25 protein-coding genes are annotated in these 18,836 nt (G+C 53.1%); 22 read left to right on the top strand and 3 right to left on the bottom strand.

Annotated elements, in window-relative coordinates; translation table 11 throughout:
- The first annotated feature begins 38 nt into the window (after window positions 1-38).
- The 18 genes from ACIGCM_RS03630 (at window position 39) to ACIGCM_RS03545 (ending at window position 13,850) form a co-directional block, all read left to right on the top strand.
- Window positions 39-809: a hypothetical protein gene (locus tag ACIGCM_RS03630; protein ID WP_397500648.1), complete on the top strand. Its 771-nt coding sequence runs from the start codon at window positions 39-41 to the stop codon at window positions 807-809.
- A gap of 55 nt (window positions 810-864) precedes the next feature.
- Window positions 865-1,299: a hypothetical protein gene (locus ACIGCM_RS03625; RefSeq protein WP_397500647.1), complete on the top strand. Its 435-nt coding sequence runs from the start codon at window positions 865-867 to the stop codon at window positions 1,297-1,299.
- Window positions 1,300-1,355: 56 nt separating this feature from the next.
- A complete protein-coding gene (locus ACIGCM_RS03620) occupies window positions 1,356-1,661 on the top strand; it encodes a hypothetical protein (RefSeq protein WP_397500646.1) in 306 nt (101 codons plus the stop codon).
- Between the two features lie 101 nt (window positions 1,662-1,762).
- Window positions 1,763-4,588 carry a tape measure protein gene (locus ACIGCM_RS03615; protein WP_397500645.1) on the top strand — a complete coding sequence of 942 codons (2,826 nt, stop codon included), beginning with the start codon at window positions 1,763-1,765 and terminating at the stop codon, window positions 4,586-4,588.
- A gap of 56 nt (window positions 4,589-4,644) precedes the next feature.
- The gene (locus ACIGCM_RS03610; protein ID WP_397500644.1) at window positions 4,645-5,151 is read left to right on the top strand and encodes a hypothetical protein; all 507 of its coding nucleotides are present in this window, start codon (window positions 4,645-4,647) and stop codon (window positions 5,149-5,151) included.
- Complete coding sequence (locus ACIGCM_RS03605; RefSeq protein WP_397500643.1) at window positions 5,151-6,866, top strand: hypothetical protein; 1,716 nt, start codon at window positions 5,151-5,153, stop codon at window positions 6,864-6,866. The genes ACIGCM_RS03610 and ACIGCM_RS03605 overlap by 1 nt, the downstream gene beginning before the upstream one ends.
- Window positions 6,866-7,324, top strand: a complete 459-nt coding sequence (locus ACIGCM_RS03600) for a hypothetical protein (RefSeq protein ID WP_397500642.1) — start codon at window positions 6,866-6,868, stop codon at window positions 7,322-7,324. The genes ACIGCM_RS03605 and ACIGCM_RS03600 overlap by 1 nt, the downstream gene beginning before the upstream one ends.
- Window positions 7,317-9,008 (top strand): hypothetical protein, encoded by a 1,692-nt coding sequence (locus ACIGCM_RS03595; RefSeq protein ID WP_397500641.1) that lies wholly within the window; start codon window positions 7,317-7,319, stop codon window positions 9,006-9,008. Before ACIGCM_RS03600 ends, ACIGCM_RS03595 begins: the two co-directional genes overlap by 8 nt.
- A gap of 32 nt (window positions 9,009-9,040) precedes the next feature.
- Window positions 9,041-9,679 carry a hypothetical protein gene (locus ACIGCM_RS03590; protein ID WP_397500640.1) on the top strand — a complete coding sequence of 213 codons (639 nt, stop codon included), beginning with the start codon at window positions 9,041-9,043 and terminating at the stop codon, window positions 9,677-9,679.
- Window positions 9,680-9,710: 31 nt separating this feature from the next.
- A complete protein-coding gene (locus ACIGCM_RS03585; protein ID WP_397500639.1) occupies window positions 9,711-10,292 on the top strand; it encodes a hypothetical protein in 582 nt (193 codons plus the stop codon).
- The gene (locus ACIGCM_RS03580) at window positions 10,289-10,807 is read left to right on the top strand and encodes a hypothetical protein (protein ID WP_397500638.1); all 519 of its coding nucleotides are present in this window, start codon (window positions 10,289-10,291) and stop codon (window positions 10,805-10,807) included. Before ACIGCM_RS03585 ends, ACIGCM_RS03580 begins: the two co-directional genes overlap by 4 nt.
- A gap of 5 nt (window positions 10,808-10,812) precedes the next feature.
- Window positions 10,813-11,325, top strand: a complete 513-nt coding sequence (locus tag ACIGCM_RS03575; protein WP_397500637.1) for a hypothetical protein — start codon at window positions 10,813-10,815, stop codon at window positions 11,323-11,325.
- Window positions 11,325-11,534, top strand: a complete 210-nt coding sequence (locus ACIGCM_RS03570) for a hypothetical protein (RefSeq protein ID WP_397500636.1) — start codon at window positions 11,325-11,327, stop codon at window positions 11,532-11,534. The genes ACIGCM_RS03575 and ACIGCM_RS03570 overlap by 1 nt, the downstream gene beginning before the upstream one ends.
- A gap of 13 nt (window positions 11,535-11,547) precedes the next feature.
- Window positions 11,548-12,225, top strand: coding sequence for a hypothetical protein (locus tag ACIGCM_RS03565; protein WP_397500635.1), 678 nt, complete (start codon window positions 11,548-11,550; stop codon window positions 12,223-12,225).
- 4 nt (window positions 12,226-12,229) lie between these two features.
- Complete coding sequence (locus ACIGCM_RS03560; protein ID WP_397500634.1) at window positions 12,230-12,526, top strand: hypothetical protein; 297 nt, start codon at window positions 12,230-12,232, stop codon at window positions 12,524-12,526.
- Window positions 12,523-12,780 carry a phage tail assembly chaperone gene (locus ACIGCM_RS03555; RefSeq protein ID WP_397500633.1) on the top strand — a complete coding sequence of 86 codons (258 nt, stop codon included), beginning with the start codon at window positions 12,523-12,525 and terminating at the stop codon, window positions 12,778-12,780. Before ACIGCM_RS03560 ends, ACIGCM_RS03555 begins: the two co-directional genes overlap by 4 nt.
- Window positions 12,781-12,861: 81 nt before the next feature.
- Entirely contained in the window at window positions 12,862-13,356 is a 495-nt protein-coding gene (locus tag ACIGCM_RS03550) for a glycoside hydrolase family 104 protein (RefSeq protein WP_397500632.1), read from the top strand.
- Window positions 13,353-13,850 (top strand): DUF2514 family protein, encoded by a 498-nt coding sequence (locus tag ACIGCM_RS03545; RefSeq protein WP_397500631.1) that lies wholly within the window; start codon window positions 13,353-13,355, stop codon window positions 13,848-13,850. Before ACIGCM_RS03550 ends, ACIGCM_RS03545 begins: the two co-directional genes overlap by 4 nt.
- A 211-nt stretch (window positions 13,851-14,061) precedes the next feature.
- Here the strand turns inward: ACIGCM_RS03545 and ACIGCM_RS03540 are convergent, their stop codons facing one another.
- Together ACIGCM_RS03540 and ACIGCM_RS03535 are read right to left on the bottom strand one after the other, a co-directional pair.
- Window positions 14,062-14,295, bottom strand: coding sequence for a type II toxin-antitoxin system HicA family toxin (locus tag ACIGCM_RS03540; RefSeq protein ID WP_397500630.1), 234 nt, complete (start codon window positions 14,293-14,295; stop codon window positions 14,062-14,064).
- A gap of 9 nt (window positions 14,296-14,304) precedes the next feature.
- Window positions 14,305-14,631 (bottom strand): hypothetical protein, encoded by a 327-nt coding sequence (locus tag ACIGCM_RS03535; RefSeq protein WP_397500629.1) that lies wholly within the window; start codon window positions 14,629-14,631, stop codon window positions 14,305-14,307.
- A 354-nt stretch (window positions 14,632-14,985) separates the two neighbouring features.
- Between ACIGCM_RS03535 and ACIGCM_RS03530 the strand changes: the two genes are divergently transcribed.
- The 4 genes from ACIGCM_RS03530 to recX all read left to right on the top strand — a co-directional run bounded on the left by ACIGCM_RS03530 (window position 14,986) and on the right by recX (window position 17,728).
- On the top strand, window positions 14,986-15,327 hold the full coding sequence (locus ACIGCM_RS03530) for a LexA family protein (protein WP_397500628.1): 342 nt from the start codon (window positions 14,986-14,988) through the stop codon (window positions 15,325-15,327).
- Window positions 15,328-15,617: 290 nt separating this feature from the next.
- Complete coding sequence (locus ACIGCM_RS03525) at window positions 15,618-16,130, top strand: CinA family protein (RefSeq protein ID WP_397500627.1); 513 nt, start codon at window positions 15,618-15,620, stop codon at window positions 16,128-16,130.
- 86 nt (window positions 16,131-16,216) lie between these two features.
- Window positions 16,217-17,260, top strand: a complete 1,044-nt coding sequence (gene recA / locus ACIGCM_RS03520) for a recombinase RecA (RefSeq protein ID WP_397500626.1) — start codon at window positions 16,217-16,219, stop codon at window positions 17,258-17,260.
- Window positions 17,261-17,263: 3 nt separating this feature from the next.
- Entirely contained in the window at window positions 17,264-17,728 is a 465-nt protein-coding gene (recX, locus tag ACIGCM_RS03515) for a recombination regulator RecX (protein ID WP_397500625.1), read from the top strand.
- Here the strand turns inward: recX and ACIGCM_RS03510 are convergent.
- On the bottom strand, window positions 17,718-18,803 hold the full coding sequence (locus tag ACIGCM_RS03510; RefSeq protein WP_397500624.1) for an LOG family protein: 1,086 nt from the start codon (window positions 18,801-18,803) through the stop codon (window positions 17,718-17,720). The genes recX and ACIGCM_RS03510 overlap by 11 nt on opposite strands.
- Window positions 18,804-18,836: the final 33 nt, after the last annotated feature.

Below are 18,836 nucleotides of genomic sequence, written 5' to 3'. Positions count from 1 at the left end.
CGGCAACTGCTGGGGTTTTGCATTTTTAGGAGGCCATAATGGCTCGCACAGTAGAAACCGTAATCCTTGGCGGCATCGTCAAAATCCGTCCCGCCGGCACTGGCCTCCCGTTTCGTGATGCTGGTCTGGTGTCGACCTGCACACAAGCAACCGAAACGCAGGAAATCACACTGCAGAACACCCGGACGCCTGAGGGCGGCAACTTCGACAAAAAAACGCGCATTACCGCATTAACGCTGGCAATGAACTTTCGGGAGTTCAATACCGAAAACATTGCCGCCAACCTTTGGGCAAACATCAGTGATGTACCGAGTGAGGCTGTAGCTGAAGAAGAGCACCTGGCGCAGGTGGGTAAAACCATTGTGCTCGAAAAAATGCCGCTAAGCATCACCGAGGTAGTTGACTCGGAAACAGGCCTTGTCGAGTTCGTTGAAGATGACGACTACCGCATGACCGGCTCAGGTATTGAGGTGCTCGAAGGTAGTTCATTGGCTGACGCAATTGGCGCCGCAACTGATTACTCGGTAAAGGTCAGTTACACCTGTGCGGCCTTTGATGAGATCGAGGCGCTTACCAACTCGAGCGAAGAGTTTGAAATCATCTTGGAAGGTCAGAACGGTGCGGGTACTCAGCAGCGTATCAATCCGCGCTTCTGGCGTTGCAAGTTCGCGCCTGCTGAGTCTCTTGAGTGGCTGGGTACTGACGACTTCATGGGCATGACCGTCGCTGTTGAGGTTCTTGCAGATCCGACTCGCGGAGTCGGGAAGTCGGCTTATATGAAAATCCAGAAAGAAAAAGCCAGCGCATAACACCGCCGGCTTAAATCGGCTAAAGTCCCTCTCATTCAATGGGGAGGGATTTCAGATGCAGTGTCCAGCTTGCGAACACACAAATACGCCTGAAGCTTTTGGCGACCCGGCTAAGTGCCCAGCGTGTGGGGTCTATTACGCTAAAGCTCTGGCGAATAAAAACCGGAAGGAAAACCTTTCATCTTCTGAGCTTGGTGCTGATCCGGCCATTGGCCCAAAAAACGAAAAACCAAGTGCTTGGAACACGGTAACGGAGTCCGTCAAGGAAGGTCGCCAGCGGCGAGCAGCTGATGAGGCAGACGTCGCTCGCCGCAGAGATCCAGCCACAGCTCAGGCAGTGGTTATTGTCGATTTCAACATGAGCTTCTGGTCAATGGTCATGTTTATGGTTAAGTGGGCTATTGCTGCAATACCTGCAGCATTGATATTGCTTTTGTTATTTTGGGGTGCGGCGAGCATTTTGGGCTTGCTCGGCGGCGCTGGTCGTTAATCGTCATTTACAAACAAAACCCGCTTCGGCGGGTTTTTTATTTTCTGGAGAAACGAATGGATGATCTCGGTAAGAGCGCCATTGTAAAGGTCGCTGGTAAAGAGGTGGTATGCCGCGAGCTGGATGTTGCTGGGGTTCGCCGACTTCTTGAAACGGAGCGCCAAGCAGACTTGGTTCTCGATGCGCTTTTCGAAGAAATTAGGCTTGGTGATTTACCTGTGATGACCAGTCTGACTAAAGAAGAAATAGAGCACCTACTACCCAGTCAACTAGAGGCCGTAATCGATGGGTGCAAGAAGGCTAACCCTAATTTTTTCGGGTTGCTGGCCAGGCTGAACAAGGTTGTCAAAGCAGTAGCTTGAGTCAGCTTGATGGTGTGATTTGTAAATTGGTAGTTGTTGGGCACCGCGATGTACTTCGCTATCCGTGGTCTCTTTTTTTGCGTGCACTGAAGGGCTAGTTCATGACTGATGTAGAACTTCGAATCACCGCAGATCTTGATTCTGCTACCAAAGAGGTGGCGGGGTTTCGGAAAGAATACGCTGAGATGGTGCGCTCAGTTGAGAAGCCTTTACGTCAAGTTAATGCAACTAGGTCCCTTGAAAAAGATCTTGCCGCTACCGGCAAAAGTGTTCGTGATACCAAAAATCTCTTAAGTGAACTCCAGGCCGAACTGATCCGGACTGAGAACCCAAGCAAAAAGCTTACACAATCCTATCGTGATGCGACGAGCGAGCTTAATCGTTTAATCAGAACTGAGGCCCGTCAGGCTACAGAGCTGGATCGTATGCGCGCCAGTCTTACGGGCGCCGGAGTTGACACCACTAATCTGCTTCAAGAGCAGAGACGGCTGAATGATGAACTTAATAAAGGCCTATCTGCTGGCCGCAAGGATGCTGCAACTTTAAGCCTGCGGCAACGCGCCGCCGCATTAGCACAGGTAACGAGAGAGCAACGACTTGCAAATATTGAGGCGGCAAAAGCTGATCTTGGGGTTAGTCGTTACCGAGCACTTGAAGCCCAACTCTCGCGCACCCGCAGCCAGTTTCAACTTTTAAGGGTAAGTGGCGCTTTAACAAATAAGGAACTTGCAGTTGCCCAGCAAGTTTTGACCCGTCGTGTGAAGGAAACCCAGCAGGCCATGCGGGAGCTTGCCGGTGAGCAAGACCGCTTAGATTCAGGCGACTCAGGGTTGGGTAATATAGGTACGATAGGCGCTGCGTATGTCACGGTGCGCACTATCCAAAGCATTACTGAGCAGGCAGATGCCTATAACCTGATGAATGCGCGCCTTAAGCTAGCTACGGAATCAGAGTATGAATTCAACATTGCCCAAGCGGAACTTCAACGGATAGCCAAAGATACGAAGGCGCCCATTGAGTCATTGATCACGCTGTATACGCGTATCAGTCGGCCGTTGAAAGAGGCAGGTCGTTCTCAAGAGGACATCTTGAGCGTTACCGAGGCTGTGTCTAAATCATTCCGTATTTCTGGAGCCAGCGCAGAAGAGGCTCAAAACGGTGTCATTCAGTTTGCCCAGGCACTTGGCGCCGGCGCTTTGCGGGGCGACGAATTCAACAGTGTTGCTGAACAGGCCCCTCGGTTGATGCAAGCACTGGCTGACTCCATTGGCGTCCCGGTAGGGGCTCTAAAGGATATGGCTGCTCAAGGTGAACTAACGGCTAGCGTCGTTACGGATGCGCTTGTCAGCCAGCTGGAAACACTCAGGACCGAAGCTGAAACGCTGCCTGATACTGTTGGTGGAGCCTTGATCGCTTTGAGTGATCAGCTGACACGGGCAGTGGGTCAGACCGATATGAATCCGCTTATTGATGCAATTGATGAGCTGGCGGAAACTTTAAGCGACCCAGTTGTTATTGAGAACCTCGTTATTCTTGCTGGAGCGCTTGTAACGCTTGCCACTACCGCAACGGAGGGTGGCTCTCAAATCGTAGACTTTGGAAAGCGCTTAGCTTTCATTGCGGCCAACTCCCGCGGTCTAACCACAGAGCTGGACAAGGTTGACCAGCAAATTAAGGATCTTGATAGGAGCCTATCGGGAACAGGATTCAGCACGACGATTGACGGGCTTCTTTATAGTAAGGAAGAGCTTGAGGCCAAGCGTGCTGCCCTGGTTGCGTTTCGGCAGTCAATGATTGAGCAGCAGACAGGCATGTATCAGGAGCTTGAGTTTTTAGCTGATGTTGCTGCAGAAACGGCAAAGCAAGTTCGAACCGATGAGATAAAGAGCTATAGCCAGTACATAGGTGAGCTTAAAGAACTTCAAGGTAAACAGGTTGCAGATGTAAAGGCCAAATCAAAAGCCTTATTGTCAGAAGAAAAGAAAGCTCAGCAAGAGTTGGCGAAAGTCCGTGCGGATCGACTGAAGATCGAGCAGCGCTACCAAGAAGCCCTTGCTGGAATCGGAGGTGATGGCGAAGCATCCTATGGCGCTGCAAATGCGCTTAAGGTTTCTGCAAGGCAGGCATTAGCCAACGGTGATATCGCTACAGCCCAATCCCAAGCGCAAGCTGCGCTCAAGATGATTCAGGATCTAGCTCAGGCTGGCGAGAACACATACGGCTTTGAGGGCTTTATCAATGAACTGCAAGGCATTGAGTTAGCCGCAAACGACATTGAGCAAAGCAATGCTGAGCTAAAAATCAAGGGTATCAAAGAGCAAGTTGCCGCTCTTGCCGAGGACGCAAAGAAGCTCAAGGACATGCCTGTTAGCGTCAAAACCGATGAGGCCAGCATTGAGGCGGTGCGCTCACAGATACAGCAGCTAGCTGCTGATCTAGGAAACACTGAAATTGTTATTCCGGTTAGGGTTCAGCACCCTGACGGCCCAATAGTCAAAGACGTTGCTCCATATTCAGGCGATTACGTGGTGCCTAATTTGAGCCCTCCTGGCTTCGCTACAGGTGGTCTTTTGCGGGGGCCTGGCTCCGGCACTAGTGACAGCATTTTAATGTACGGTTCAAACGGTGAGTTTATGCAGCCTGAGGCTTCAGTCCGATATTACGGGCGTGACTTTATGGAGGCAGTCCGCAAGAGGATGCTCCCACGATATGCTCAAGGCGGATTAATTGGGCAGAGCTATACACCGAGCATTCCTGCCCTGAATCCAGCGCTTGGGTCACAGGCAGCAGGTCAGAGTGGCGACTGGGGTACATTGCTTGTAGATCTCGGTGGTGGCGCTCAGCCAGTCTTCATGCCTCGCGGGGTAGCATCCGAATTGCGCGAGGTCGCACGTAAGGTTGGTAAGACACGCCCAACTCGCCGATAACAAATGAATCACGGATGCCCGCCATAAGCGGGCTTTTTATTGCCTGGAGTTATTCAATGTCCAATCCAAGCCTGATGCTGGGAGGTGTGCCGTTCGTATTGGAAGCGGGCAGTTTTGACCAGTCCAGTAACGCTCTAGGTGGGTCGGGCGTAGTTCGTCTTAGTCTTGGTGAAGGCGTGAAAATGACGCATTGGTCGAAGGCATCCGGATCTATAAGCAGTAATGATGCGTGGATGCCTCCCGGCTTGGCAGGTCTTGATTACAGCGAGCCACTTGAGCTGCGACTCACAAAACCAATGTCTATTACCGGAACTGACCTAGAGGTTGCGCTGAAAGGGAATTCGCGACCTGATTCTGCTCCGTGGGTCTTGGCGCTTGTCAGCGGTGACTGGGTTCAAACAGACTCAACATATTCAGCTGGGGTCGTCACCATCACTCCCGTGGCTGGCGCATCGCTATATGCGACCTATTGGTTGCCAATGTATGAAGTATTCGCAAGTGAGCCGCCTGAATCTATGGGTGGTGGCGTTTATGGTTGGACTATTAACTGGGAAGAAGCCTAATGCAGCTCAATGCCTCACTGCTTAATAGCTTGGCGTTGAATGGCTTGCCTTCAAATTCTGAGCCGGTCGAGCCAGTTGTGCCCATCACAAGCGGTCGCGCGTTTCGCTGGGCTCTTGTGTTGATGGTCGATGGTGTGGATATGACTGCCCAGCTCACAGGCCAAGTAGCGATAGACAGGGAAGAGGGTGCAGCAGGCACTGCTAGCTTTACCCTGCACCTACCATCTGGGACGGTTAACCCTGACGCATGGCGCGGCAAGACCGTTTCTATCGACTACATCAGTACAAGTTCTGGTGTGACAACGTCTGTTCGCCGGTTTACTGGCCGCATTGCTGACCCTACGTACAGCCTTACTCTTCGTCTGCTTGACTGCCAATGCACAGACCAACTGCAGCAGCGGGTCGAGGCCTTAACTATTGATCAAGTCGACAGCTTAACCGGCGGTTACTGGTCAGAAGATGTTTATGAACCGGTCGAAGGGCGCTCGCGCTGGGATTATGCTCAGGAGCGCTTAGCAAGTCGGCCAGTCAGTCTTGAGTGTTCTGCATCTGGTGATCTGCGGGTAACCAGCTGGTTTGCATCGGCCCCTGCATTTGAGTTCGGCGCAGGTACTACTGTTTTTGATTCGCTCAGTGTTGACCTTGCTGACTTATCGAGCTTGGTAAACAAGATCGAGATTGAAGGGGAGTATCGATTTCCTAGGCTTCGCCAGCAGAATGACCCGCTCACTTGGATTATCCCAGGGGCTGTATCGGGTGGGTTCTGTAACTGGCGTATAGACAGCACAGAGTTACCAGATATTGAAATGATCACCAGCGCTACTGAGGGTGCTGGTTACGTGTTGATTAATCCTACCTGGGGTCGGTTGCCACCTGACAGTATCGATCCTTGCGGTACAGGTATCGCTTGGAACAACCAATATATTGACCTGCTGCTGAGTGCTGGCTGGACCGGCGCTAGGCGGTGGACGCAGAGCATCACTGAAAAATACATGCTTACCGTTGTTGCGGATCAAAGCGTTGAAGCCTCGGGGGAGCAAATTTCTCGTGAACGCGTTTCTATTGAGATTGAAAGTGAGCGCGCCGACTCATGGGAGTCAGACGAATACACCGATGGCGATAACGGTCATGAGGATATAAGAGATGAGCCCCGCCGTCAGAGTGCATTGACCTGCATGCTGACTCAGGCTCAGACACAGATTTATGAGGCTCACCGCACCACAACAGTGAGCTGGACCGACCCAACGAGCATGGTGATGGGTGTCGACTTGATCCACACCATAAACTTGGACGATCAGAAAACCAAAGCGCTCGGCAAGTGCGTCAGACTGGCTGATTCGTTCGACTTCGATAGTGGCATTGCCATGACCACTATCAGCATCGCAGTTATGCGTGGTGGCGGGACTGTTACTGACCCGCTCATAGTTCCAGCATTCTCAGTTGAGCCACAACCGGTACCAATACCACCATCGCCGTACCCTGGCGGTTTGCCTAACCAAATTGGCGGCAAAAGCGGTGTACCACCATACGATGAAGAGCTTGATGGTTTCAGCGGCAACTTCTCAGTGAGCGACACTGCAGACCCAGAGAAGTATCCCCGCCGGTTCTCGTTGACGGCACCAGAGATCGAGGCGGGGCGCCGTGATGAACTCGAGGTGCCAATTGCAGCGACCTACCGGGTGTCTGTTCCTAACGACTTGCTGGAGTTGAATTGATGGCATTAGGGGACTCACGCCGGGCCTCCGGTGCTGCAATGGAGCAGCAACGCCGCGCTATTGGTACTGGAAACGAAGCAGCGCGCCGTGCGATCGGTGCCGCGAATGAAGCCTCACGCCGTGGCACCGCACAAATTGTCGACGATCTTAACCGGCTTACAATTCCGGCTAAAGAGCCCCGGCGGTTACGTACGGTTGAGCCACGCGGATTACTGCCGGCCAAGCGTGGAACAGGGAACAACCCGCCAACCCCAATCAGGGCTGGCACTGGCGGCGGGATCGCTAGCCCGCTCACAGAGGTTGAAAGCTCCCGAATTTATTTCGAAGAGGTGAGCACCTTCTTCACCAATGATTACTTGTTGATGGTTGAGATACAGCCATTGCAGCAATTGAAGATGACCGACGCAGATGGTCAGGAAGTAGTTTTCAACTATAAGGTGCCGCCGACCAATGTTTGATAGCCCTTTTGATGACCAAGTGCCTGGGAAGTTAGCACTAGTTGGATTCCCATGGCACGGCCTTCTAACACTGCCGTCATCTACCGCCGAGAATACGGCAAAAATTGATCTGCCAAACGGCCAGCAAAAGATTTTGCCGAGGATATTTAGTACCCCCTCTGCGTCTGCATTTTCTTTGCCGGGCGATACGTTATTGTTCAAAGACCCGCGGGCAACTGAAACCGTGCGAACGCCTGAGCAGCAGGTGAAGGATGTGGCCGCTGGACGTGAGTGGGAGCCTGATATTGTTTATGGCCCATTCGGTCGTGTTTTGTATGGGCAGCAAGTTAGCGCCAGCTGGATACTTCATGGTGAAAGCTTCAACTATGCCGTATCGATGAACGCCCCCAGCAATATCTCTGTGAATAGGCTTGTCCTGAACCGATCGCCTGGTGAGATAGGATCAAGCAGTGTTGCACTGACTCAGGTCGGCAGCTATTCCAGCCCCTTATATGGCGGGAGTATTGCTTACGTGGTGCTTGATGCGACAAAGAAAGGCGACAAAGCATTGCTAGGGCTTTACCTGCGCCGCGAAGACTCAGCAGTTCCAAATCAGGCGCGCTTAATGCCATGTCGTATCCCAATGGTCGAACTATGGGAGGTGCGGCTACAAATTGTTGATGGTGAGGTGGTTGGTGAGTATGAGTGCATCAGAACGCCCGACGAAGTAATAGGCGAAATTGACTCCCCTGCATATCCCGACTCTGTGCTTCGCACCGCTGAATACTGGGTTGTGTGGACCAAGACAGGCACCTCGCCAGATATCTGGACGGGTGAAGGCTCTGAGACTGTAGAGGGCACACCCGTTGGGAGGTTCCAGAATGGACTAACTCGTTCGCCTTGGAGCTACCGCGAAAGCGGGCGGTTGGTGTCGGCCTATTACGATGACGAAGAGTTGGTTAAAGACATAAGGGTTTCCATTGCTGTTGATGACAGCCTTTCTTCCACGCTTACACCAACAACGTCATCAAGCCCCACTGTAGTCGAGGGCTCAAATCCACCAGGCGGTGGTGGAAATATACCAAAGTTGATTACTCCGGGTGAGCATACGCTTGATGTCAGCTATAGCCATGAGGCTAATTCGCTAGCCACATTAACGTTGCTCGATGATGGATTTGCAGTTTCCACCGTAACTATCGAATCGACAGGAACCCAGACTAGTTCGTACTCTGCAAGTTTGACGTATGAGTCCGGCTTGAATAACTCGGCTGACCCTGTAAGGGAAGAATCCCAGTCCAGCACTCTGAGCAATACCCACACAATTACCTGTGACGGTTCAGTGATTTATAGCGTTAGCGCAACCAGTAGTTCTATAGGCGGTGACGCGAAGTGCGGGATCTATGATCTTGTAGGCCGGGGGGTTAATCAGCCTTGGGTTACTTGGCGTACCTTCGGTGCAACTACAGATGACCAAGAGTTTGAGATTTTCCCTATCCGCTACAGCTCACAAATGCATGCCCTCGCCGCAGCAAAAATCAATACGCCAGATCCAGACCAGACGACCGTAGGTAATGTGGCTAGCAGGGGAGCAGTGGCCGCAGGTCAGATCACAACGACAGGTTTGATCGTTCACTTGTTCGGCTCAATGAATCCGCGCACCGGTCAAATCGCCCGCGATAGCTCAGACCCTATTTGCTGGACTTAGTCAAAAGCCAGCAGACACCATCAGAGGTAATCATGAACTTTGTTAATAATTGGAGCCAAGGGGTTACTCTTGCCGCCGGTGCGACCTCGCTTAGCCTGAGTTTGCCGGATGGGGCTTACCGCCTGACACTTGCAGATGATCCCGGTGCCGCCACTCGATGGGAGATTGTCGACGCCCTGGTAAGTGGTGGTGTGGCTGAGTTGACGCGCGCCGTCGAAGGAACCGTTGATCAGGCCTGGCCGTCTGGCAGTGTTATGTATTGCAGCATTACAGCGGGTGTTCTTTCAGGAATGCAGCGGGCTACGGCCCATGTGTACATATATGAGGCTGGAACGTCTCAGGTCGATGCCACCACCACCGCTATATTGGAAGTTGATTGCTACGAAGACATTACGATTGAGATACCCACGCCCAGCGATGACAAGGTTTATGCGTTTGATTTCTCATTTACTGGTAATGGCTCCTCGCAAACCCTAACGATCACAGCGACTGGTAATGAATATGCAACTGCCAAGCTGAACGGCTTCGACGGTTCTAAAGTGGGCGGGTCTTACACGACTGATATAAGCGTGGAAATCAGTGGCCTTAACGGAACTATCGCCGGTAGAGCCCTAGTCACCTATGACTTTGTTTTACTCAACATTGCCACGCAGTGGCAACCGCTGATCTAACCCCAAAACTAAATACTCGGAGTAGCCAGCCATGCAGCCGGCCCGCATCCCCTTGCTTATTATTCAGGGCTCAACACTGCGCGATACGTTGCGGGTGATGCAGCCAAAGCTTGTATACCGACCTATCACGGCAATTAGCGCAACTGCCCCGGTGCAATTGACCTGTGACCACGGGCTGACTTCAGACTGGCTTGCTTGGATTCAAGACGTGCGCCAGATGCCAGAACTTAACCGGACGCCGCGCCGAGAGCACCCGCACCGCGTTGAGTTCGTCGACGAAAGTACGCTTGAGATTAACGCCATTTCATCCGCAGGACGCGCCCCTGAAGGTGGCCAGCTTATTTATCAGCCGCCCGTTGATCTAACTGGTGCGGTGGCCCGCATGCAAATACGCGCAGAACCTCAGGCCACAGTTCTAATTGAGCTAACCACTGAAAATGACGGGCTGGCCATCACTGGCCCTGGAACAATTGAGCGCCAAATATCAGCAGCGGATACAGCAGCGATCACTTGGACGAATGCTTTATATGACCTTGAGGTCGAATATGCAGATGGCACTGTTCAACGTTACTTCGAGGGGCCTGTCACGGTAAGCCCTGAGGTTACCCGATGAGCGATCAGGGAGAGGCATGGGCTGTCTCAGTTGAGCCGGCTCCGGCACCGATCCTGATTGAACACATTAATGAATACGCTGTAACGCTTGGGCCTGACTCTGAGCCAGTAGTGGTCACTGTTGGTGAGCAGGGGCCACCAGGCAAAGCGGGGCAACCCGGCCCCGCCGGCGGCTCAGCCCTCCAACGCCAAGCAGGCGAAACACTCAGCGCCTTGCTTGTTGTGTACGAGCAAGACGATCAGGTGTTCCGGCTGGACTACCGCGATGGGGAGAACATTGACCAGATGCTGGGTATCACGCTCAGCGCTGCAGATATCGGCGCTGACCTTAATGTTCAGCGCTCAGGCCCGCTTGATGACGCTGGCTGGAACTGGGCGCTTGGCCGCGTATGGCTTGGTGCAAATGGCTCACTCACTCAAACCCCTGCATTAGATGGCTATGACGTGCTGATTGGCTCGGCAGTGTCAGCAACTCGAATCATCCTCAACCTTCAAGATCCAATAGAACTGGAGTAATCAAAATGGCACAAGGTTTCCTTGCCCGCGTTGCGGGTCGTACACGGCAGATCATTGCCACGGTTATCTCTGCTGGTGCTGGTAGCGCCGGGGATATTGTTGCGCTTGATGATGCCGGTAAGCTGGACGTTTCAGTTTTGCCGCTGGGCATTGGCGCTAACGTAGTCAACGCCGTGGCATCAGAAGCCATCGGCGCGGGCAAGTTCGTGGAGCTGTGGAGTGACGCCGGCACGTTGAAAATGCGCCTGGCGGATAACAGCAACAATCGGCCTGCATGGGGTTACGTCAAAGCCGCTGTAGCCTCGGCCGCATCCGGTACCGCCTACCGCCTGAACACGGTGAACGCCAACCTTAGCGGTCTGACTCCAGGCGGTGACTACTGGCTGGGCACCGCTGGCGGGGTAATCGACGCTGCGCTCGATCCTGAAACCGATATCGGCAAGATGGACCAGTACCTGGGCAAGGCGCTTTCTGCCACTGAGGTGGTCACCGCTGAATTTGAGCCGGTGTATCTCTAATGGCTGTGAGGCGTCCGCTTACTCGGGTCAGCGGCAAGCTCAAGCAGTTGCCGGATGGGGATGTTCTGTCGGGGATTCCGGCGTACATCCCGGTCACCCAGTACGGCGGCGCACTGCTCAAGGTAACCATCAACTCGTCAACTATGACGGTTCCAATTGGGCTGTACGGAGGCGGTTCGCTGAGCGTTCCGGTGGCTATCAGTGGTTAGTAAACGATTTTTAGTGGTTGATGATTTAGGCGCTGGCGCGGGCGGCATGCGCGAGGCGGGGGATGGTGAGGGGGCTTCGCTGATCGGCTCGCCTTACTGCACTTATGGCGGCACGGCCAATGCACTGACGCTGACGGTTAATGACCAGCTCGGCAAGCCATCGGCCTATGTGGCTGGCGCTCAGTATCGGTTCAGGGCAACCGCTGCAAATACCGGCGCCGCAACGGTGAACGTCGAAGGGCTAGGAGCTACGCCGCTTGTTACTGTGACTGGAGTAGCGCTACCTGCAGGTTATATCCGTACTGATGTGGATACGGTCATTACGTATGACGCAGTAGGGGGTAGGTTTGTAACTGGGAGGGAGTTGGAGCGGGGGAGCAATGCTAACGGGGATTTTGAGCGCTTCGCTGATGGGAGGCTAGTGTGCAGGTTTGCTGATACCGTTGCCAGGCCCGTAAATAATCCGTTTGCCGGGCTATTTGCGTCCTCGGCTACTTTTTTTAATTTCCCCGCTTCTTTTATCTCTGTGCCGATAACGCTGCTGGCCCCGTCGATAGGGGCGTATTTCGGCTGGGGGGGCATTGAAGGTAACACTTCTTACACCAGTAGAACTCCAACTCTGCGGGCACTGGCCCCAAGTAGCTCTGCAATAGGTTATTTGGATTACACCGCTCATGGCTATTGGTACTAAACCCATGAAAATTTCACTTTCCCCAGTTTCAACCGCTTTCCCCCTTGAGTTCAGCGCCTCGCTTGTTGGCGACGTGCTAGCAATCAATGGTGAGCCCTTTGATTTTAGCGACTTGCCCGAGGGTGCGACGCTTCCAGTGGAGGCTATCGGCTCGGAGCACTTCGCAGGCCCGGTTAGTCGTATTGAGGGTGAGCTGCAAATAACTCTGCGATTCCCAATAGGGCCAGACGCCTCGGAGGCTGCACGGTTCCCTAAACCGATAGCCGTCACCATCGATGGCCCGGTGGAGCTACCAACATGATTGACTGGTCGAAAGTCGTTACCGCTGAGAGCCGCGCCGCTGAAGAGGCCAAGCACCTTGCTGCTACAGAGCGCCAATGGAGAGACGCCGAGCTTGTGCGTGCAGACAATGAAATCCGCAAAGCTGAGGACGGGCTACTTGGGATTGACCCGGTAGCTTGGCGGGCCTACCGCATTGACTTGCGAAACTATCCCGAGCGCGAAGGCTTCCCGACTCACTGCCCGCGCCCTAACGCCCCAATTAACCTGAACTAATCAAGCAGACCTCACCAACACCGCTCAACCCTGAGTCGGTGCGCTTCCTGCTGCCAGCGATTTAATAATCTGGAGTAACCAATGCCAAGAATAACTACCGTCGAAGCCGGCGGCGCGAACGTGTGCGCGTTTCTCGACATGCTGGCTTGGTCGGAAGGTACGTCAACCAGCCGGTACACCAAAGATGATGGGTACGACGTAATTGTTGGCGGCATTGATAGCCCTAACCGTATGACCAGCTATGCAGACCATCCAGGCGTGTTGGTAACCGTCAACAAGAAAGGTCTCAAGTCCACCGCGGCTGGCCGGTACCAGTTACTAAAGCGCTACTGGAAGCATTACCGCATGGAGCTTGGGCTGATGCAGTTCAGCCCGGTCAGCCAGGACAAGGTTGCCTTGCAGCAGATCCGCGAGCAACGCGCTTTGGAGGACATTAAAGCCGGCCGCATTGAGGTGGCTATCAGCAAGTGCCGCAATATCTGGGCGAGTTTGCCAGGCGCAGGATATGGACAACGCGAGCATGACCTTGATGATTTGATTGCTCATTACATTGCGGCGGGTGGGGTGGTTGAATGATCGGCCTCACGGTTCAACGCCTTATCGCCTATGCCGTGATCGCCCTTGCACTGGCTGGTGCTGGTGCCTGGCTGTCATGGGCGATCACCGATAACAGCTGGCAGGCCAAACACAGTGAATACGTCGCCAAGGAAGAGAGGTCAGCTAAAGCAGCCAGCGACCAAGCCCGCAGTGAAGAACAGCGCCGCCAGACGGCAATAGAGGGGATTCGCAAAGATGGCCAGAAAGTACAGGCTGAGCTTACTGCTGATATCAATGATTACGCTGCTACAAATAAGCGGCTGCGCGCAGAAAACGATCGAGTCCTCAGCGTCGTGGCCAAATATTCCGGAACTCCCGCAGGAGGCAAGACAGCCGAGTCTGCCGTTGTGGTGCTCGGGGAATTGTTTAAAAGCGCTAACGAAAGAGCAGGAGAGCTGGCTGGAGCGCTTAAAGCCTCTCGGGGTGCAGGATTGATCTGTGAAAGGTCATACGATTCAGTTAAGGGGAGTTGATGGCCTATTCGGACCGAATCCCGTTATCTGGAATTCGTGACAGAAAATCCCGTTATGGCTAATTTGCTGTTTTGTCAACCAAGGTTTGGAGCTATTTGACTGATCTGTCAACCTGCGCAAAATCGCAAGTTGGATGCTCAGCGCAAAGGGAAGGGGAGTTGATGCCCAGAACGGGCGAGAAGAAAAGCAAAAGCCCGGATGAGTGGCCGGGCTAATCGACAAGTGCGTAAAAAGTTTTCTTGGATACTTTGGCCTGAAGGCACATGTACATGATTAGATCACGACAAAAGGGTGCCTTTGGTTTATCCACCGTCACTTTTCTAAATGGGTCTTCAGCAACCCACTGTTCGTGACTGCCTTCTTGGTTTCGAAAGGTGAAACCAAGCTTTTTCAAAACCCCGGTGACTTCTCTATATGTTAGAGGGCGGTGTCTCCCAAACCCCATCTGCGATCCTTAGCAAACGTATTGCAGAGTAGGCTCGTTGAAAGATCGAAGCTTAGGTCTTTTGGCGCCTGGCTTTAAAATCGAATACGCCAACGCTTTTGCGCTATAGCGGAGACGAACAGCCAGTGGAGCTTTACGGCTAAGCAGTTCTGCTGCGTGAGCCTTATCTACAGTCAAAGCCTCTACAACATAGGATTTGATCTGAGATTCCAGCTTGCCTTTGGCTTCTTCAAAGCTCTCGCCTTGAGCGGCCAAGGTGAACTGCGGACATGCGGCAATCCACAAACCATTCTTTTTCTCCGCATAGCAACGAAGAACAAATGGGTTATTAGACATAGCAAAAATCCTCTGATGGAACGAACACCCGGCTTGCCTGCGAAGATCATGCCGGAAAGCGATTATCGTCGCGGCCGGGCTTATGTCAACATAATTTACGCGCCACAAAACGTAACATCAGAATTCGTGGCGCTTCCATAACAATACTAGGACATTTCCACCTGTATTGTGTTCCCTGTCAAAAATACCGCTGAACATTTTCTGTAAACCGCCCTTAACCGATCTATCGGCCGGGCGCGCTATTTATTAAGGGTAATTGTATAGCTCAAAAAATCGTTCATCACAGACGCACGGATATTGAGGCAAGGGAATTGCCGATATACTGTATGCAAGTACAGTATATGAGTGAGCGAAATGGATTCCAACATATTAGAACTGCCGCCGATGTCTCTTGATGAGGCCTTAAACATACGCGGCCCGCACACCTATTTTGTCAGGTGCGGCGGTGACAGCATGCAGGGTGCCGGAATCTTTGAAGGCGATCTAATGATTGTCGATAAAGCCCGGGATGCAGTGATGGGCGATATCGTCATTGCGTCTGTGAATGGCGCGGCCACAGTAAAGCGCTTAGGCCAGAACTGTGGCATGCCCGTGCTTCTACCGGAAAACCCGAAGTACGCGCCTAGATACATCATCGAAGGTGATGATCTTGAAATTTGGGGAGTGGTGACTAGCAGAGTGCACAGCTTTGATTGATCAAATTCAAGCCGGTTAACTGGAAAACGGCAGTTAAAACCTTTCCAATACTACCCAGTCTTTAAGCGTATTTACTGGGCTCTACGACGTCTATCTGCTGATAGAGTTTTGGAAGAACTTATGCCAACGCCAGTGAATACGGGCCTCTAAGACGCATTTTTATAGTAATGCTGCATCATGGGGGTGTGGGCGGAGAGGTCGCTTTGGCTCATCGTTTTAACTGTCCGGCTGAATCACAAAAGCGCCTAGTGTACGGTATCCACCTACTTGGCTTTAACCCCGGAGTGAAGATGCAAGCAAATCAATCTGACATAACCGGTTTGGCAGCAGATTTGGGTCGCAAACTGACTGAGTTGCATGCGCTGGTCAGTACCGCTGAGTCCTGTACCGGCGGCGGTATTGCCGAAGCAATTACGCGCATCCCCGGAAGCTCGGCGTGGTTTGAGGCGGGGTACGTGACCTATTCCAATGCCCAGAAAACCAAGCAACTGGGGGTTGGTCCTGAGCTATTTGTGCTTCTAGGCGCGGTAAGTCGTGAAGTGGTCGAGGCCATGGTGCGTGGTGCTCAGGCGCAAAGTGGTGCGCGCTACGCTGTCGCCGTCAGTGGTGTGGCCGGGCCTGACGGTGGCTCCAAAGAGAAGCCTGTTGGCACTGTTTGGTTGGCCTGGGGCGATTCAGAACAGGTGTATAGCGTGCGCAAACAGTTCGACGGCGATCGTCAAAGTGTCCGCCGACAAACGGTTATAGCCGCTCTAGAGGGGTTGATGCGCCTCACCGAAAAAGAAAATCCAACTCTGGGGTAGGCGGATGGCCAAGCCTATGGAATAATACTGGCTACTTATACAGTTGTTGGCGGCCGTCAGGCCCTCTTGATCACGTGAGGACTTCAATGGACGAGAATAAGAAGCGCGCTTTGGCTGCTGCCCTAGGCCAGATTGAAAAGCAATTTGGTAAAGGCGCGGTTATGCGCATGGGCGATCACGATCGTCAGGCTATTCCGGCGATCTCTACCGGGTCTTTGGGCTTGGATATTGCGCTGGGCATTGGCGGTTTGCCAAAAGGCCGTATCGTCGAAATTTACGGCCCGGAATCCTCGGGTAAAACCACACTGACTTTGTCGGTAATCGCTGAAGCACAAAAGCTTGGCGCTACCTGTGCATTCGTCGATGCTGAGCACGCGCTTGATCCTGAATATGCAGGCAAGCTCGGCGTTAACGTTGACGACCTGCTGGTTTCGCAGCCAGACACAGGCGAGCAAGCCTTGGAAATCACCGATATGTTGGTGCGTTCAAACGCAATCGACGTCATCGTGGTCGACTCCGTAGCAGCGCTGGTGCCAAAAGCTGAAATCGAAGGCGAGATGGGCGACATGCACGTCGGCCTGCAAGCTCGTTTGATGTCGCAAGCGTTGCGTAAAATTACCGGCAACATCAAGAACGCCAATTGCTTGGTGATCTTCATTAACCAGATCCGTATGAAAATCGGTGTGATGTTCGGCAGCCCTGAAACCACTACCGGTGGTAACGCGCTGAAGTTCTATGCCTCGGTACGTCTGGATATTCGCCGCACTGGCGCGGTTAAAGAAGGCGATGAAGTTGTCGGCAGTGAAACCCGCGTAAAAGTGGTGAAAAACAAAGTCGCACCGCCATTCCGTCAGGCTGAATTCCAGATTCTGTACGGTAAGGGTATCTACCGTAATGGCGAGATCATCGACCTTGGCGTGCTGCACGGCTTCCTGGAGAAATCGGGTGCTTGGTACAGCTACCAAGGCAGCAAGATCGGTCAGGGTAAGGCGAACTCAGCCAAGTACCTGGAAGACAATCCAGAAGTTGCCCGCACTGTTGAAGGCTTGATTCGTGAAAAGCTGTTGGTTCCAGCAACCCCAGCCAAAGCGGGAGCTGAAGCGCCGGTTGATGCTGAAGTTGACGCATAAGGCTTGAGCGCCATACTCGACAATCCCACGGCCGTAAGGCGAGCAGCGATGGATTTGCTAGCTCGCCGCGAACATGGGCGTGTTGAGTTAGTACGCAAGTTGCGCCAGCGCGGCGCAACGGATGACTTGATTGACCCAGCCCTCGACCGCTTGACGGAAGAGGGCTTGTTGTCTGAAGCGCGCTACCTAGAAAGTTTTATCCGCTACCGTGCCCGCTTGGGTTACGGGCCTGTACGCATACGTGAAGAGCTAACTCAGCGCGGCTTAGTGCGCGCCGAAATTGAGCAGGCACTGGCCGAGAGTGGTATTGACTGGTCAGAGCAGCTTACCGAAGTCTGGCAGCGCAAATATGCCGGGCAGTTGCCACAAGACATGCGTGAACGTGCCAAGCAAGGCCGTTTCTTAAGCTATCGCGGTTATCCCATGGAGCTGGTCAGTAAACTGCTGAGCGGCAAGCTCAACGACTGACAGGGCCTTGCCAGTTGTCACGCAGATTGATCAGGTTGAGTAGTTCACGCAAACGACCATGGTGACGCCCGGTAAAGGTGAATACTAGCTGTGTTAGGTGTGCAAACTCTGGTTCGTTGAACTTTGCGGCACCTGGCTCATATTGCTCGAAACCATCGTCGAGGCAGAGATCACTGAACTCGCGGCCTAGGGTTGCCAGCGCAGCATCATTGAGTGAATGGTTCAGGCGAATGATAAAGCGTTGTTTGAACCAGCGGCTGGAATGGTAGTTGGCATAAAACTGAGCGATTTCTGTTGTGGCAGCTTCAACGCTATTTACTAAGCGCATCAGGCTCATATCACTGGGCAAGATGTAGCCGTTGTCGCGCAGTTCATTTTCAATGAATTGCACGGCATGCTGCCAATAGGTACCGCCTGGTTCGTCAAGCAGGACTACAGGCACCAGCGGGCTTTTGCCCGTTTGGATTAATGTCAGGACTTCAAGGGCTTCATCCAGCGTTCCAAAGCCACCGGGACACAGGACAAGCGCGTCAGCCTCTTTGATAAAAAACAGTTTACGCAGGAAAAAAAAGTGGAAGGTGAGCAGGTGTTCAGAGTCCTTCATTGTGACATTGGCACTTTGCTCAAAGGGCAGGGTGATATTGAAGCCCAGACTATTATCGAGTCCGGCACCTTCGTGTGCAGCTGCCATGATGCCGCCACCTGCGCCGGTGACAACCATCATGTTGTGCCCAGCTAGCTGGGCCCCGAGTTCGCGCCCCAATTGGTAGACGGGGTGATCAACCGGTGTGCGAGCGGAGCCGAATACAGTGACTTTGCGCCGCCCTTTGAACTGCTCAAGCACACTGAACGCACGCTCCATCTCGCGCAGTGTCTGCAGCATGATTTTCGCGTCCCAGCGATTACGATCTGCTTGGCCCATGCGAATAACAGTGACGAGCATTTCCCGGTACAGCTCACGATTAAGGCTGTTGGCCGGGGCGATTAACTCGGTTAACTCATCCACCTTGGCACGCAGGTCAATGCCGCTGGTTTGGAAATGCCGGGCGAGGTAGTCATCCGGTTGAAAAGGCATGAAGGGCCTCCTTAGCAGCATAACGTCGATGTT

The sequence above is a fragment of the Pseudomonas sp. NPDC078700 genome (assembly GCF_044542375.1).
Taxonomy (GTDB): domain Bacteria; phylum Pseudomonadota; class Gammaproteobacteria; order Pseudomonadales; family Pseudomonadaceae; genus Aquipseudomonas.
The sequence above is the reverse complement of the archived record's forward strand: the minus strand, read 5'-3'. Positions and strand labels throughout refer to the sequence as shown.